Below are 13633 nucleotides of genomic sequence, written 5' to 3' on the forward strand. Positions count from 1 at the left end.
TTGTAGGGTGGACGGCTATGCCGTGCGCGCGTCCAGGCAGATGATGCGTCCTCGCGATGCAAGCGTCATTTGAGCGCGCGGCCGCCAGGCGGCCACCCTGCGACCTGATGAGCAGGCCACTCGCTTCACCCGAACCGGAAGCTCGACACCGTCAGGCTCCCGAAAAAATCCTCCTCGTGATACACGCAGGCCGCCGGCTCCCGCTCGGCGGCGCCCAGCGCCACCATCAGTGGAATCAGGTGTTCCTCGCGCGGATGCGCTGCCCGCGCCATCGGCGCGTCAAGCCAGCCCAGCAGCGCGGCAGTGCGCTCCTGCGGCGGCAAGGCCAGCGCCTGCTGCAGCCATCCGTCGAACGCCTTCGATGCCGCCGCCCCGGAGGGACCGAACTGGCGCAGGTTGTGGTACGACAGCCCGCTGCCGATGAGCAGTACGCCATCGTCCCGCAGCGGCGCCAGCGCACGGCCGGCCTCGATGTGGCCCAGCGGGTCGAGGTCGCGCCGCAGCGACAGCTGCACCACCGGCATCGCGGCTTCCGGATAGACCGGATACAGCATCGAGAAGGTCCCGTGGTCGAAGCCGCGCGCCGGGTCCAGCCCGGCCGGATGGCCGGCGGTGCTCAACAGCGCGGCCGCCTGCTGCGCCAGCGCCGGCTCGCCCGGCGCCGGGTACCTGACCTGGTAGGTATGCGGCGGGAAGCCGCCGTAGTCGTAGATCATGCCGGGCGCCGTTCCCGACGACAGCATGAAGCCGGGCGTCTCCCAGTGGCTGGTGACGACCAGCACCGCGCGCACCCGGTCTCCCGCGTCGCGTCGCATCGCCTGCAGCGAGGCTTCCAGCTTGTCGTAGGCGCGGCCGTACTGGTCCTTCATCCACGGCCAGGGACCGCCGCCGTGGGACACGAAGTAGGTGGGAAGCGTCATGGGTGCTCCGGGTGTTCAGTCGAAGCACCCATGGTAGCCGATCGAACGCGGCGGCGCCGGCGCGGGCTCCACCAGGCCCGCCTGCAAGCGGCGAAACAAACCGCGACGGCTTGTCAGGTTATAATCGCCGCGTTCTGGTGCCCGCATGCGCAATCCGCGCGTGCAGTTAAACGGGAAACACGAGGTGTCCGCGCAACGCGCCGGCGCCGGGATGTGCTGCCCCCGCAACGGTCAACAAGCGTCGCCGCGCAGGGTTTCCTGGGGCGACAGGCCGCCTCGACAACCACTGTGCATCGCATAGGAAGGTGAGGCGGTCGGTCTTGCGAGCCCGGATACCGGCCAGACAGGTGGAAGCGCCGCAGGCATGGGCCTTGGGCGGCTTCCGTTGACTCCGGTGTGCGGGGACGCAGGCCGGTGCTTTTACCGAGAACATCCAACATGAATTTTGCTGCCGTACCGCGCAGCGCGCCGGCCTTCAAGCCGCTCGCGCTGGCCTGTGCTTTTTCCCTGTCCATCCTCGCCGCCAACGCCCTCGCGCAGGAAGCCGTGCCCTCGATCGTCATCACCGGGGCGCGTTTCCCGGCCCAGCCGAGCGCCGCGCCGATCGGCGCCACCGTCATCACCGCGGACGAGATCCGCCGCGCCGGCGCCACCGACGTCAATGCCGCGATCCGCAAGATCGGCGGCGTGTTCGGGCGCCAGAGCCTGGACGCCTCGCCCGACTTCGCGCTCGACCTGCGCGGCTTCGGCTCGAACAGCGCGCAGAACGTGGTGATCCTGGTCGACGGCGTGCGCCTGAACGAGAACGAGCTGACCAACGCCGTCCTGTCCAGCATCCCGGTCGATACCGTCGAGCGCATCGAGATCCAGCGCGGCGGCAGCAGCGTGCTGTACGGCGAAGGCGCCACCGGCGGCGTCATCAACATCATTACCCGCAAGGGCGCCCGCCCCGGTGCCCACGGCTCGCTGTTCGCGGAAGCAGGCCGCTTCGACGCGCGCGACCTGCGCGGCTCGCTGGCCTATGGCGCCGGCCCGGTGTCGCTGGACGTGGCCGTGGCCAGGCGCAAGACCGACAACTACCGCAAAAACAGCGCATTCGAGCAGGAGACCGCCAGCGGCGGCGTGCAGTGGAACTATGGCGCCGGCCGCGTCGGCCTGCGTGTGGAGCGCTCGCGCCAGGATGCGCGCTTCCCGGGATCGCTGACGGAAGCCCAGTTCCTGGACAATCCGCGCCAGACGGTCACGCCGGACGACTTCGGCAGCATCGACACCGACCGCGTCACCGCTTCGCTCGAACACCGCATCGGCAGCCTGGAACTGGCCGCCGAGCTGTCGCATCGCGAACGCGAGGTGGAAGCGAACTACTACTACTACACGAGCAACGGCGCCAGGATCGCATCAAGGTCACGCTACGACGCCGACCAGACCCAGTTCTCGCCGCGCCTGCGCCACATCGCCGCGCTCGGCGACAAGCGCAACGAGCTGGTGGCCGGCGTCGACCTGATGCGCTGGAACCGCCAGACCACGTCCGATTTCTCGCTGGGCGACGCGCAGCAGGATTCGACCGCCTTCTACCTGCGCGACGAGATCCAGTGGTCGGCGCCGCACAATGCGCGCCTGGCCGTCGGCGCGCGCCACGAGAAATTCGAGAAGAACTATTCGGACCCGCTGGGCTTCCCGCCGGTAGCGAACGAGCGGCGCGACCAGTCGGTCAACGCCTGGTCGCTCGAAGGCAGCATCGACGTGCTGCCGCAGCTGACCGTGTTCGCCAAGCTCGGGCGCAGCTACCGCATCGCCAACGTCGACGAGAACAGCGTGCGTTCCGGTCCCGAAGTCCTGGCCCCGCAGACCTCGCGCGACATCGAGCTGGGCGCCAGCTTCGGCAACAGCGCACGCCAGCTCGGCGCGCGCCTGTTCCGCCACCGCCTGAGCAACGAGATCTTCTACGATCCGACCCTTTACGGCCGCTGGGGCGCGAACACCAACCTCGACCCGACCCACCGCCAGGGCGTGGAAGTGGAAGGGCAGCTGGTCTTCGCCCGCGACTGGCGCCTGACCGGCCAGTGGCAGCACGTGCAAGCCGAGTTCACCGGCGGCCCGAATGCCGGCCGCGAGATGGTCCTGGTGCCGAAGAACGTCGTGACCGCGCGCCTGGCCTGGGCTCCCGCCGGCGGCCACAGCGCCGACATCGGCGCCCAGTGGGCCGACCGCCAGCGCTACGGCGACGATTTCGCCAACAGCTGCAATGCCCGCATCCCGTCGTTTACCACCGTGGACGCGCGCTATGCGTACCGCGTGGGGGCATGGGAAGTGGCGGCGACGGTACTCAACCTGGCCGACCGCCAGTACTACAGCAACGCCTTCGCCTGCCGTTCGGGCATCTACCCGAGCGACGGCCGCCAGCTGAAGCTGTCGTTGCGCTACGACTTCTAACAAACCACGATGGGTGCCTTGAATCGACTCGTCCCCGCGCTGCTGGCCCTGGCGGCGCTGGGCGCCGAGGCCGCCGTGACGGTGGTGGACGACGCCGGCCGCCGCGTCACGGTGGGGCAGCCGGCGCAACGCGTCATCTCGATGGCGCCGCACGCCACCGAGCTGCTGTTCGCGGCCGGCGGCGGCGCGCGCGTCGTGGGCGCCATGAACTACAGCGACTACCCGGAGGCGGCAAGGAAGATCCCGCTCATCGGCAGCAACAGCCAGATCGACATGGAGCGCGTGCTGTCCCTGAAACCGGACCTGATCGTGGTCTGGCATACCGGGAACACGGCGCGCCAGATCGCGCAGCTGGAAAGTCTCGGCATTCCCGTGTACCACACCGAGCCGCGCCGGCTGGGGCAGGTGGCGGACAATGTCGAGCGCCTGGGCCAGCTGCTGGGCACCCAGGCGAGCGCGCAGGCCGCCTCCCGCGCCTTTCGCGCCCGGCTGGCAGGGCTGGAAGCGCGCTACGGCAAACGCCCGCCGGTGACGGTGTTCTACCAGATCTGGGACCAGCCGCTGTACACGCTCAACGATGGCCAGATCGCCAGCGACGCGATCCGCCTCTGCGGCGGGCGCAACGTGTTCGGCCACCTGAAGGTGGTGGCCCCCGTGGTCAGCATCGAGGCGGTGCTGGCGGCGGACCCGGAAGCGATCCTGGCGGGCAGGCGCCATGATCCGGCCAACCCGGGGCTCAGGCTGTGGGAGCCGTACCGGAACATGACGGCGGTAAAGCGGGGCAACCTGGTGACCGTGGACGGGGAGCTGCTCACGCGGCCGGGGCCCAGGATCATCGACGGCACGGCCCGGCTGTGCGAGGCGCTGGATGAGGTACGTCAGCGCAGACCGCAGGCACGAATCCAGGTGCGTACCTCAGCCACTCACTCATCACTTCCGTAAGCTCAAGTTAATTCCGTAAGCAAATGCAAAATCACCGCTCTTCCTTCTTGGGGAAGGCAAAAAAGTGGTAATCTCCCGGCGTTTGCTAATTCTTTCTTGTGGAAGGTAACCTATGCGTTCTCTGCGTTTTGCCATCATCGCCGCCGCCATGTTCGCCAGCACCGCCATCGCGTCGCCGGCCGACCCGAAAAACGGCGTTGACTACCAGACGCTGGCCCAGCCGCAGCCGGTCCAGGCAACGGGCAAGAAGGTCGAGGTGATCGAATTCTTCGCCTATCACTGCCCGGCCTGCAACATGCTGGAACCTGCGTTCAACCAGTGGATCAAAAAGCAGGGTGACAACATCGTCGTGCGCCGCATCCACCTGCCGTTCCAGGGGCCGGCCGATCCGGAAGCGCGCCTGTTCCTGACGCTCGAAGCGATGGGCAAGCTCGACGAATACCACCACCGCGTGTTTCGCGCCATCCACGTCGAGCGCCAGCGCCTGATGAAGGACGACCAGATCATCGAGTGGGCAGTGAAGAACGGCCTGGACCGCGCCAAGTTCATGGAAACCTGGAATTCGTTCGGCGTGACTACCAAGCTGCGCCGCCTGAGCCAGGTAGCGGCAGCCTACAAGGCCAACAGCACCCCGACCATCGTCATCGACGGCAAGTACGTGGTGTCGCCGGGCCAGGTGGGCCAAGCCAACAAGATCCAGGGCGTGGAACAGACGATGCAGGCGACCATGCAGGTGATGGACGCGCTCGTTGCAAGGGCAGCTAAAACGAAATGAAGGCGAAATGAGTAACAAGGACGTCGAACGCGAAGTCCTCAAGATGTACGATGGGTCCCGGCCCAACGAGGAGGACCTGTTTGAGACCAGTAACGTGAACCACGTGGCGTGGTCGCTGGCGGTGTTCTTCGCGGGTGTGGCCGTGTGGCTGGCCATCGCCCTCGTGAACGCCGAGAACCAGCGCCACGCCCTGATGACCAACAAATGCCCCGATCCGCTCTTCAAGGGCGGCATCGACAAGGCTTGCCTCGTGACCGTACGCTCGCGCGACCACTGGTGGGAACACCTGTGGTACGGCGTGACGCACGTGCGCCCCAGCTCCGAACAGAGCCGGCGCTGATCCCGCGGTTTTCCGCGGGGTCCTAGCGTTTCCTGCAGTTTCCCTACACTGGCCCCGCGGCTCAACCCGGGGTCAGCGCTTTCCGTTCTTCCAGCGACAGCACCTGCGGCGTCCTGACGGGCGTGCCCTGCGGTGCGAAGAAGGGATTGTCCTTGTAGCCGCCCCCGAGGCGCGCCTTCAGCAGCATCGCCGCCAGCCTGCACACCGCCCAGCCGGTGCTCGCGGGCGTCGTTTCCATCTTCGCCGTGGCCGATTCCGTGTTCACCCTGGCCCGGAGCGGCCCCATTTCCCGGTCCAGCACTTCGGCCGGCGCATCCATGCACGCCCTGGGCAGTCCCACGTAAGACACGCGCGGGTTACGCGGCGTGTTCCCGACCGGCGTGCGGCAGCAGCTCGCATACCAGCGAAGCGTCCCCCTGGGCCCAAGCGACATGCAGGCCAGGTGCTCCAGTCCGGCCTCGAAACGCACGGCGGAGGGCGGCATGGCCGCGACCTCGGTGCCGCCGGCGGCGTCGAGCACGCCGGTGCCGAGGAAGCGCCCGTAGGCCTGGCAGTCCTTGCAGTAGCAGACCAGGCGCGCGGCCACGCGCCGGCTCTCGACCTGTCCCCGCAGCTTGCCGCAACGGCAGCGTAATGCAATCATCATGGTGGACCTCCGCTCATAAAGACAGTGTAACGCCTGCGGGGCGGGAAGAAAGCGCCGCATGATTGACCGGGGCCTGCGTGCGCTTCATGCGGGCAGGGTGATGACGAAACGCGCCCCGCCCAGGGCCGAGCTTTCGGCGCGCAGCGTGCCGCCATGCAGCGCCACCGCCTTGCGCGCGATCGACAGGCCCAGGCCGAAGCCGCCGGTGGCGCGGTCCCGGCTGCGGTCGAGCCGGTAGAACGGGTCGAAGATCTTCTCGCGCTCGTCCTCGGGGATACCGGGGCCATCGTCGTCCACCGCGATCTCGATCGCGTTGCCGTTGCGCGCGGCCGACAGTTCGATGCGGCTGCCGGCGTACTTCTGCGCGTTGCGCAGCAGGTTGCACACGGCGCGCGCCAGCAGGCGGCGGTCGAGTTCCGGCTCGCCCAGGTCGTCCGGCACGGCGCAGTCCAGGCTGTGCGGCGAGGGCGGCAGCATCCGGGTGCACTCGCGCAGCAGCGGCGCCAGCGCGGTCGGCTCCGCCTGCAGGTTGCGGGCACTGTCGAGCTTGCTCATGTCGAGCAGTTCGCCCACCAGGGCGTTCAGTTCGTGCAGGTCGCCCTCCATGGCGCGGATGCGCTTGCCCAGGTCCGGGTCCTTGGCGCGGGCATCGAGCAGTTCCAGCGCAAATTCCAGCCGCGCAATCGGCGTGCGCAGTTCGTGCGACACCGAATGCAGCAGGCTCTTCTGCGCTTCGAGCAGGTGTTCGATGCGGTCGGCCATGTGGTTGATGCGCTCGGCCAGCGGATAGACGGCGGCCGAGGGTTTCATCTGCGCGCGCGCCGTCAGCTTGCCGCTGCCGAACTCGTCGGCGACGCGCGACAGCGCCTGCAATCCCTGCCAGTGCGAACGCGACCACAGCGCGATCGGCACCAGCAGCGCCACCGCGACGATGATGTAGCGCAGCGCCTCCCGCTTGAGCGCCTGGTCGATGTCGATCGGCAGGTTTTGCGCCCGCAGCACTTCCTCGTGGCTGCCGATGTAGCGCTCCCCCTCGAGGTCGACCCGCCGGTAGAAGCTGCGCCCGGCCGGGTCGAGCACGATGCCGCCGCGGTCCAGCACGGCGCGGCGCCCGGCGGACAGCGCGGCGCGCGCCTCGCCCAGGGGAATCAGGTCGTAGCGCACGTCCGAGACCTCGCGCACGTTGTTCAGGCGCGTCAGCCAGTCGTCGGGCGGCGCCTGGTCCACGTACTGTTCGAGCAGGAAGATCTGGGCGGCCGCCTGGCGCCGCGCGATATCGTCGAGCGGGTCGCCGAACAGGCGGCTGAACGCGAAGTAGATCACGAAGGTGGCCGCCGTGATCGACAGCATGACCAGCACGAAGAAGCGGAAGAAGATCCGGTTCACGTGCCCATCCTGCATGACTTGCGGTTACGGGATGCTGCGCAATACATAGTTTCTCCTTGGGCGGTATTGTATAGGAGCAAGGAGCACGATGTGACTACGACATCGCCCGCGCACGTGATTTACAAATTGACGACAATTGGCCGACAGTTCGAGGAGGAATCGCAAGCCGGGAGTCCGTAACATGCTCAACATCAGGTATCAAGTTCTATCTGGTTTTCCGTTTGCCCGCCTGATATGCGAGTGTCGGCGGGTTTTTTTATTCCCAAGGAAACGACCTGGCGCAGCCTGCGCCTGCTTGCGTGGAGAAGAACAAGATGAGCATGGTTGTACGCACCCTGGCCATGGCGCTGGTCGCCGGCGCCACCCTGGCAGCCTGTGGCGGTGGCGGCGATGGCGCCACCGTCGCCACGAACCGGACGGCAGGGCAGGGCATCACGCTCGGCGAGCCCAATGGCGGCGTCCCGGTCGTTTCCGAGTACATCAAGCTGGCGCAGGATGCCGCGTGCGCCTCGACCCGCAACAACCTCTACCTGGTGGATAACAAATACGTGCTGTGGGACCGTGCCGGACAGTGCGCCGACAATGCCTACGGCCAGACCCTGATGGGCCCGACCCCGGAGGCCGTGCTGTGCCAGTCCGGCGACACCATCGCCGGCCCGCGCACCAGTTGCACGGACGCGAACCTGCGCAGCCTGTTCGACACGATGCTGAAGAACCTCGACAAGGCCGACCTCGGCCTGGGCGCCGGCCACAAGGTGGAACGGGTGCCCTTCCTGCCGACGTCCGGCGCGCCGGTCGCCTTCACGACGGTGGTGGGCGAAGGTTTTTCCAACATCACCGCGCCGCGCCAGGTGGTCGTCAAGGATGGCGCCGCCTGGGCTGCGCTGTGGGCCGAGCACAGCAAGACCCGGATCGCCGCGCCGGAAGTCGACTTCTCGCGCCAGATGCTGGTCGGCGTCTTTGCCGGCGACGTCGACAGCGGCTGCAAGACGGTCTCGGTGCTGCACGTCGGTACGCGCGACGGCAGGATGGTCGTGGAATACGAAGAGCGCGACATCACCCCGGTGGCGATCTGCCTGCCGGTGGTCAGCCAGCCGATGCAGGTGGTGGCGGTGCCGCGCAGCGATGTACCGGTCGAGTTCGTGAAGGCGGCGTCGGACTGGACCAGCTTCCAGAGCATCGACAGCGGCACGCGCTCGGGCGTGCAGACGCCGCGCAAGCTGGTGGTGCGTGACCCGGCCGCCTGGGCGGCCCTGTGGCGCGAGCATGCGGGCGGCGACGCGCCGGTGCCGAAGATCGATTTCGGCAGGCAGATGGTCATCGGCGTGTTCCTGGGCGCCCAGCCGAGCGGCTGCTACGCGACCGGCATCGAGAGCGTGCGCCACGCCGACGGCAAGCTCAAGGTCAGGCACGTCGACACGCAGCCGGGCCCGGGGGTGTTCTGCACGATGGCGATCACCTACCCGGCACACCTGGTCGTGGTTGACCGGAGTGAGGTTCCGGTGGAATTCTCTCAAGAAATTCGACTCCTGAAGTAACAATTGGTGAGAGTTTGTGTTGCTCGACGTAAAATATCGGCACCCGAACTCCCTGATTGCAAAACCATGAACAAACTCCTCGTCCTGGTCCTAGCTGTCTGGTGCGGTGCTGCACACGCACAGACGCCGACCACCAACCCGATGCCCGACGGCAGCCGCGACATGTACGCGGGGCTGGGCGTCGTGTCGGGCGCGCGCTACGAGGGGGCGGACGACAGGAAGCAGCGTGCCTTGCCGGTGCTTCAGGTCCAATGGAGCAACGGGATTTTTATTTCGGGAATGAGCGCGGGCATGCACCTGTCCGGCCGTCCGACGGTCGAGTACGGGCCGCTGCTGGCCGTGCATCCGCGCCGTAACGAATCCGGCGCAGCCGGCAGCATCGACGACGTGCAGGGATTCAACACCTTGCTGCCGGTGACGATGCGCCAGGGCAGCGGCCGCGGCAATCCGCTGGCCGGCATGGACGAGATCAAGGCGCGACCGGAGGCGGGGGCCTTCTTCAACTATTACCTGGCGCCCGAATGGCGGCTGACCAGCAGCGTGCTGGCCGGAGCCGGCAACGACCGCAACGGCATGCGCGCCGAGCTGGGCATCCAGCGCCTGGCGGCCCGGGTGGCCCCGCACCACACGGTTTCCGTGTCGGCCGGCCTCGGCTTCGTCAACCGCGCCTACAACCAGTCGTATTTCGGTGTCACCGCGGAGCAGTCCGCCAACAGCGGCAATCCCGCATACCGCCCGGATGGCGGCCTGAAGGACGTGCGCCTGGGCGCGCGCTGGAACTGGACGCTGTCGCCGTCCTGGATGCTGACTTCGACCGTGCAGGCATCGCGCCTGGCCGGAGACGCCCGCCATAGCCCGCTTGTCGAGCGGCCGACCAACGTGACGGTTTCGACCGCCTTCGCCTACCGGTTCTGATGATGCGACCCGCCCACGCCACCGCATCCGCCATCCTCCTGTCCGTGGCCGCCCCGGCCATGGCGCAGGGGATGGCGCACGCGCCGGAGTGGGCGAGCTACCGTGACGCCTACCGGGCGGTGGTGGTGTTCGAAAAGTATGGCGGCCCCAAGAACCTGCTGCAGAACAGCCTGCAACTGGTGCCGCGCGAGAAGGGCGTGCTGGGCGAGGGCGTGCAGCTGGTCCTGAGCGGCAAGACCGTGCAGACCAGTCTGGCGCTCGACGCGCTGGGCCGTGGCGTGCTGCCGCTGGTGAAGGCCGCCTACGACGAAAACGCCATCCTGGCGCCGCACCGCAAGCTGGGCGCGTTCGAACTGCGCGCGCGCGTGTCGATCGCGCCACGGCCGGACAATACCTATGACAGCGGCGAGCTGCGCGCCGCCTGCGAGCAGGCGCTGGCCTATGCCCGCTACGTGGACGCCACGGCGCGCGCGCGCCAATGCGTGGGGGTGCGCATGGTGTTCCCGAAGAAGGGCGTCGAAACCGCCGTCAGGCTGCGCCGTCCGGACGGGGCCGAGCAGGCGCTGCCGGTTGCGCCGGGCCAGGCCTTCGCGGGCGATACCGAAACCGATTTCCCGGTGGTGACCTACCGCTTCGCGCCCGAGCGGGCGCAGGTGGTGACCTACAGCGCGCCGCTGGCGATCGTGCCTTTGTTCGAGTAACGGGGGCGCAGGGTGGGGCGGGTCAGCCCCAGGCCGACGGCGAGAACAGATATCCTTCGCCCCACACCGTCTTGATCTTTTCCGAGTCCGCATCGTCGAACTTGCGGCGCAGCTTCGAGATGCAGTTGTCGATGCTGCGGTCCAGGCCGTCGAACTCGATGCCGCGCATCTTCTTGAGCAGCGCGTCGCGCGACAGCACGCGGCCGGCCGCCTCGGCCAGCACCAGCAGCAGCTTGTATTCGGTGTTCGACAGCACGCAGGGTTCGCCGCGCCAGACCACGCTGCGGTCGCTGGTAGCGATGCGCAGCGCCCCGAACTGCAGCACGCGCGCATCCGCGCCATTCTTGGCCTGGGTGCGCCGCATCAGCGCGCGCAGGCGCGCCAGCAGCACGCGCGGCTGCACCGGCTTGTTCACGAAGTCGTCGGCGCCCTGCTCCAGGCCGGAGACCTCGTCGTACGAGTCCTCGCGCGCCGTCAGGATCAGGATCGGCACCTCGGACAGCTCGCGGATCTGGCGGCACACCACCATGCCGTCCAGGCCCGGCAGCATCAGGTCGAGCACCACGACGTCGGGGGTGAGCGCCTTGAAGCGCTCCAGCGCCGCGTCGCCGCGCGTGACGAGATCGACCGCGAATTCGTAGCCAGACAGGTATTCCATGACGAGCTCGGCCAGGCGCGCATCGTCTTCCACCAACATCACTCGGTACATGCTTGATTTCTCCTTGGTCCGAGATTGTATAAGACCAGTTGTCAAAAAGCACAGCCCCTACAATGGGGGGACACTTTCATACATTTTGATGACAATTGGCCGGGACCGCTGCGCATGATGGCACGGCAGGCAGCTTGCAGGTGGAAGACATGCCCGGTCCTGTTCATCCGGTGGTCCCGGCATGCCGACATCGTGTAAAGTTGAGATGCTGTAATGCCAACAACTGACACGCAAACGGAGACTACCGGATGAGACCTGACCGCAGCCCACGCGGGTTGACCCTGTTCGCAAGCCTGTTCCTGGCCGCCGGCATGGCCCTGGCCCAGGAAACCACCGTCGCGCCGCCTGCCGCGATGGTGCTGGAAAACGTGCCGCCGGTGCAGGCCAGCCTGGCCGGCCAGGTGGCGAAGTACAACGAGTTCAAGCCGACCTCGTTCGCGTCCTGGCACCCGACCAGGCTCGAGATGATCGTCTCGCGCCGCCACCAGAACACGCCGCAGCTGTTCCGGGTGGACAAGCCGGGCGGTCCGCTGACGCTGATGACGGACTATGCCGAGCCGGTGCGCAGCGCGCAGTACGAGCCGCGCCACGGCAAGTTCTACGTGTTCGGCCGCGATACCGGCGGCAACGAGGTGTTCCGTGCATACCGGCGCGACATCGGCCGCGATGGGAAGGGTGGCGAGGCCATCCCCGTCACCCCGGACAACCGGCGCGTGCAGGATACGGCCTGGGGCAAGACCAGCGGCAAGCTGCTGTATGTGACGGTGCCGGTCGGCCGCCAGGGCTCGAACGACCAGATCCAGTCCACCGTCAGCATCGTGAACCCGGAGGAGCCGGAGCAGGTGCGCACCCTGGCCGAACTGCCGGGCGGCGGCTGGAGCGCGTTCGCGTTCTCGCACGACGACAGGCAGCTCGTGTACAGCGAGTACGTGTCGGCCAACGAAAGCTACCTGTGGCTGATGGATGTGGCGACCGGCAAGAGCCGCCGCCTCACCGAAAAAAACACGGAGAACAACGGCAGCGAGCCCGTCGCCTACGGGAACGCCGTGTTCTCGCGCGACGGCAAGGGCCTGTACACGACGAGCGACCGCGGCTCGGAATTCCGGCGCCTGGTGTACATCGACATCGCCAGCGGCAAGGAGACCATCCTCACCCCCGACATCAACTGGGACATCGAGGACATCGACCTGTCGCACGACGGCAAGCTGCTGGCTTTCGTGGCCAACGAAGACGGCACCAGCGTGCTGCGCATCCTGCGTACCGGCGACCGCAAGCTGGTCGCGCAGCCGAAGCTGCCGGTGGGCGTCATCGGCCGCATCGAGTGGCACAAGAACAGCCGCCACCTGGCGCTGTCGCTGTCGTCGGCGCGCAGCCCGTCCGAGGTCTACAGCGTGGATGCAAAGACCAATGCGCTGACGCGCTGGACCCGGCACGAAAAGATGGGCGTCGACATGGACAAGTTCGTCGAGCCTTCGCTGGTGCGCTGGAAGTCCTTCGACGGGCGCGAGATCTCGGGCTTCGTCTACCGTCCGCAGGCAGGCAAGTTCCCGGGCAAGCGGCCGGTGGTGATCAACATCCACGGCGGCCCGGAAGCGCAGTTCACGCCGGGCTTCCTGGGGCGGAACAACTACTACACCGACGAGATGGGCCTGACGGTCATCTACCCGAACGTGCGCGGCTCGTCGGGCTACGGCAAGACCTTCCTGAAGCTGGACAACGGCAAGCTGAGGGAAGATTCGGTGAAGGACATCGGCGCGCTGCTCGACTGGATCGCGACCCAGCCGGACATGGACGCTTCGCGCGTGGCGGTGGTGGGCGGTTCCTACGGCGGCTACATGACGCTGGCGGTATCGACCATGTACGCCGACCGCATCGCAGCAAGCATCGACATCGTCGGCATCTCCAACTTCGTGACGTTCCTGGAGCGCACCGAAAGCTACCGCCGCGACCTGCGCCGCGTGGAGTACGGCGACGAACGCGACCCGGAAATGCGCAAGTGGATGGAAGCGATCGCGCCGGCCAACAACGCGGATAGAATCAAGAAGCCGCTGTTCGTCGTGCAGGGCAAGAACGACCCGCGCGTGCCCTGGCAGGAGGCCGACCAGATCGTCGCGACCGTGAAGAAGAACGGCACGCCGGTGTGGTACATGACCGCGAACGACGAGGGGCACGGGTTTGCCAAGAAGGCGAATGCCGATTACCTGTTCTATGCGACGATCGGGTTCTTCAACACCTACCTGCTGAAGTAGGCTGGTGTCGACTGCGGCGCCGCCGGTCTTGTAGGGTGGTCGGCTGTGCCGACCGCGCGTTCAAAACATGGCTCGAACA

12 protein-coding genes and 1 riboswitch are annotated in these 13633 nt (G+C 67.3%); of the genes, 8 read left to right on the forward strand and 4 right to left on the reverse strand.

Annotation, left to right across the window (positions count from 1 at the left end; genetic code table 11):
* Positions 1-125 precede the first annotated feature (125 nt).
* Positions 126-920 (reverse strand): DODA-type extradiol aromatic ring-opening family dioxygenase, encoded by a 795-nt coding sequence (locus tag ACFFJK_RS02775; protein ID WP_379677562.1) that lies wholly within the window; start codon positions 918-920, stop codon positions 126-128.
* Positions 921-1039: 119 nt separating this feature from the next.
* A riboswitch (cobalamin riboswitch) is annotated at positions 1040-1278 on the forward strand.
* An 80-nt stretch (positions 1279-1358) separates the two neighbouring features.
* Between ACFFJK_RS02775 and ACFFJK_RS02780 the strand changes: the two genes are divergently transcribed.
* The 4 genes from ACFFJK_RS02780 to ACFFJK_RS02795 all read left to right on the forward strand — a co-directional run bounded on the left by ACFFJK_RS02780 (position 1359) and on the right by ACFFJK_RS02795 (position 5410).
* Positions 1359-3353 carry a TonB-dependent receptor family protein gene (locus ACFFJK_RS02780; protein ID WP_379677563.1) on the forward strand — a complete coding sequence of 665 codons (1995 nt, stop codon included), beginning with the start codon at positions 1359-1361 and terminating at the stop codon, positions 3351-3353.
* Positions 3354-3371: 18 nt separating this feature from the next.
* Complete coding sequence (locus ACFFJK_RS02785; protein ID WP_379677564.1) at positions 3372-4295, forward strand: cobalamin-binding protein; 924 nt, start codon at positions 3372-3374, stop codon at positions 4293-4295.
* Positions 4296-4407: 112 nt separating this feature from the next.
* Positions 4408-5070: a thiol:disulfide interchange protein DsbA/DsbL gene (locus ACFFJK_RS02790; RefSeq protein WP_379677565.1), complete on the forward strand. Its 663-nt coding sequence runs from the start codon at positions 4408-4410 to the stop codon at positions 5068-5070.
* 7 nt (positions 5071-5077) lie between these two features.
* Positions 5078-5410 carry a hypothetical protein gene (locus ACFFJK_RS02795; RefSeq protein ID WP_379677566.1) on the forward strand — a complete coding sequence of 111 codons (333 nt, stop codon included), beginning with the start codon at positions 5078-5080 and terminating at the stop codon, positions 5408-5410.
* Positions 5411-5471: 61 nt separating this feature from the next.
* On the opposite strand, the gene ACFFJK_RS02800 is transcribed toward ACFFJK_RS02795, so the two are convergent.
* Together ACFFJK_RS02800 and ACFFJK_RS02805 are read right to left on the reverse strand one after the other, a co-directional pair.
* Positions 5472-6056 (reverse strand): DUF6151 family protein, encoded by a 585-nt coding sequence (locus tag ACFFJK_RS02800; protein ID WP_379677567.1) that lies wholly within the window; start codon positions 6054-6056, stop codon positions 5472-5474.
* 84 nt (positions 6057-6140) lie between these two features.
* Positions 6141-7442: an ATP-binding protein gene (locus ACFFJK_RS02805; RefSeq protein WP_379677568.1), complete on the reverse strand. Its 1302-nt coding sequence runs from the start codon at positions 7440-7442 to the stop codon at positions 6141-6143.
* A gap of 314 nt (positions 7443-7756) precedes the next feature.
* On the opposite strand from ACFFJK_RS02805, the gene ACFFJK_RS02810 reads away from it, so the two are divergent.
* The 3 genes from ACFFJK_RS02810 (at position 7757) to ACFFJK_RS02820 (ending at position 10596) form a co-directional block, all read left to right on the forward strand.
* Complete coding sequence (locus ACFFJK_RS02810; RefSeq protein WP_379677569.1) at positions 7757-8980, forward strand: protease complex subunit PrcB family protein; 1224 nt, start codon at positions 7757-7759, stop codon at positions 8978-8980.
* Positions 8981-9046: 66 nt separating this feature from the next.
* Positions 9047-9895, forward strand: a complete 849-nt coding sequence (locus ACFFJK_RS02815; RefSeq protein ID WP_379677571.1) for a MipA/OmpV family protein — start codon at positions 9047-9049, stop codon at positions 9893-9895.
* A complete protein-coding gene (locus tag ACFFJK_RS02820) occupies positions 9895-10596 on the forward strand; it encodes a hypothetical protein (protein ID WP_379677572.1) in 702 nt (233 codons plus the stop codon). The genes ACFFJK_RS02815 and ACFFJK_RS02820 overlap by 1 nt, the downstream gene beginning before the upstream one ends.
* Before the next feature lie 22 nt (positions 10597-10618).
* Here ACFFJK_RS02820 and ACFFJK_RS02825 read toward each other — a convergent pair whose 3' ends face one another.
* Entirely contained in the window at positions 10619-11305 is a 687-nt protein-coding gene (locus tag ACFFJK_RS02825) for a response regulator (RefSeq protein ID WP_379677573.1), read from the reverse strand.
* A gap of 248 nt (positions 11306-11553) precedes the next feature.
* Between ACFFJK_RS02825 and ACFFJK_RS02830 the strand changes: the two genes are divergently transcribed.
* Positions 11554-13554, forward strand: a complete 2001-nt coding sequence (locus ACFFJK_RS02830; protein ID WP_379677574.1) for a S9 family peptidase — start codon at positions 11554-11556, stop codon at positions 13552-13554.
* The last annotated feature ends 79 nt before the right edge of the window (positions 13555-13633 follow it).

This window comes from Massilia consociata, assembly GCF_042432755.1.
Taxonomy (GTDB): Bacteria; Pseudomonadota; Gammaproteobacteria; order Burkholderiales; family Burkholderiaceae_D; genus Telluria; species Telluria consociata.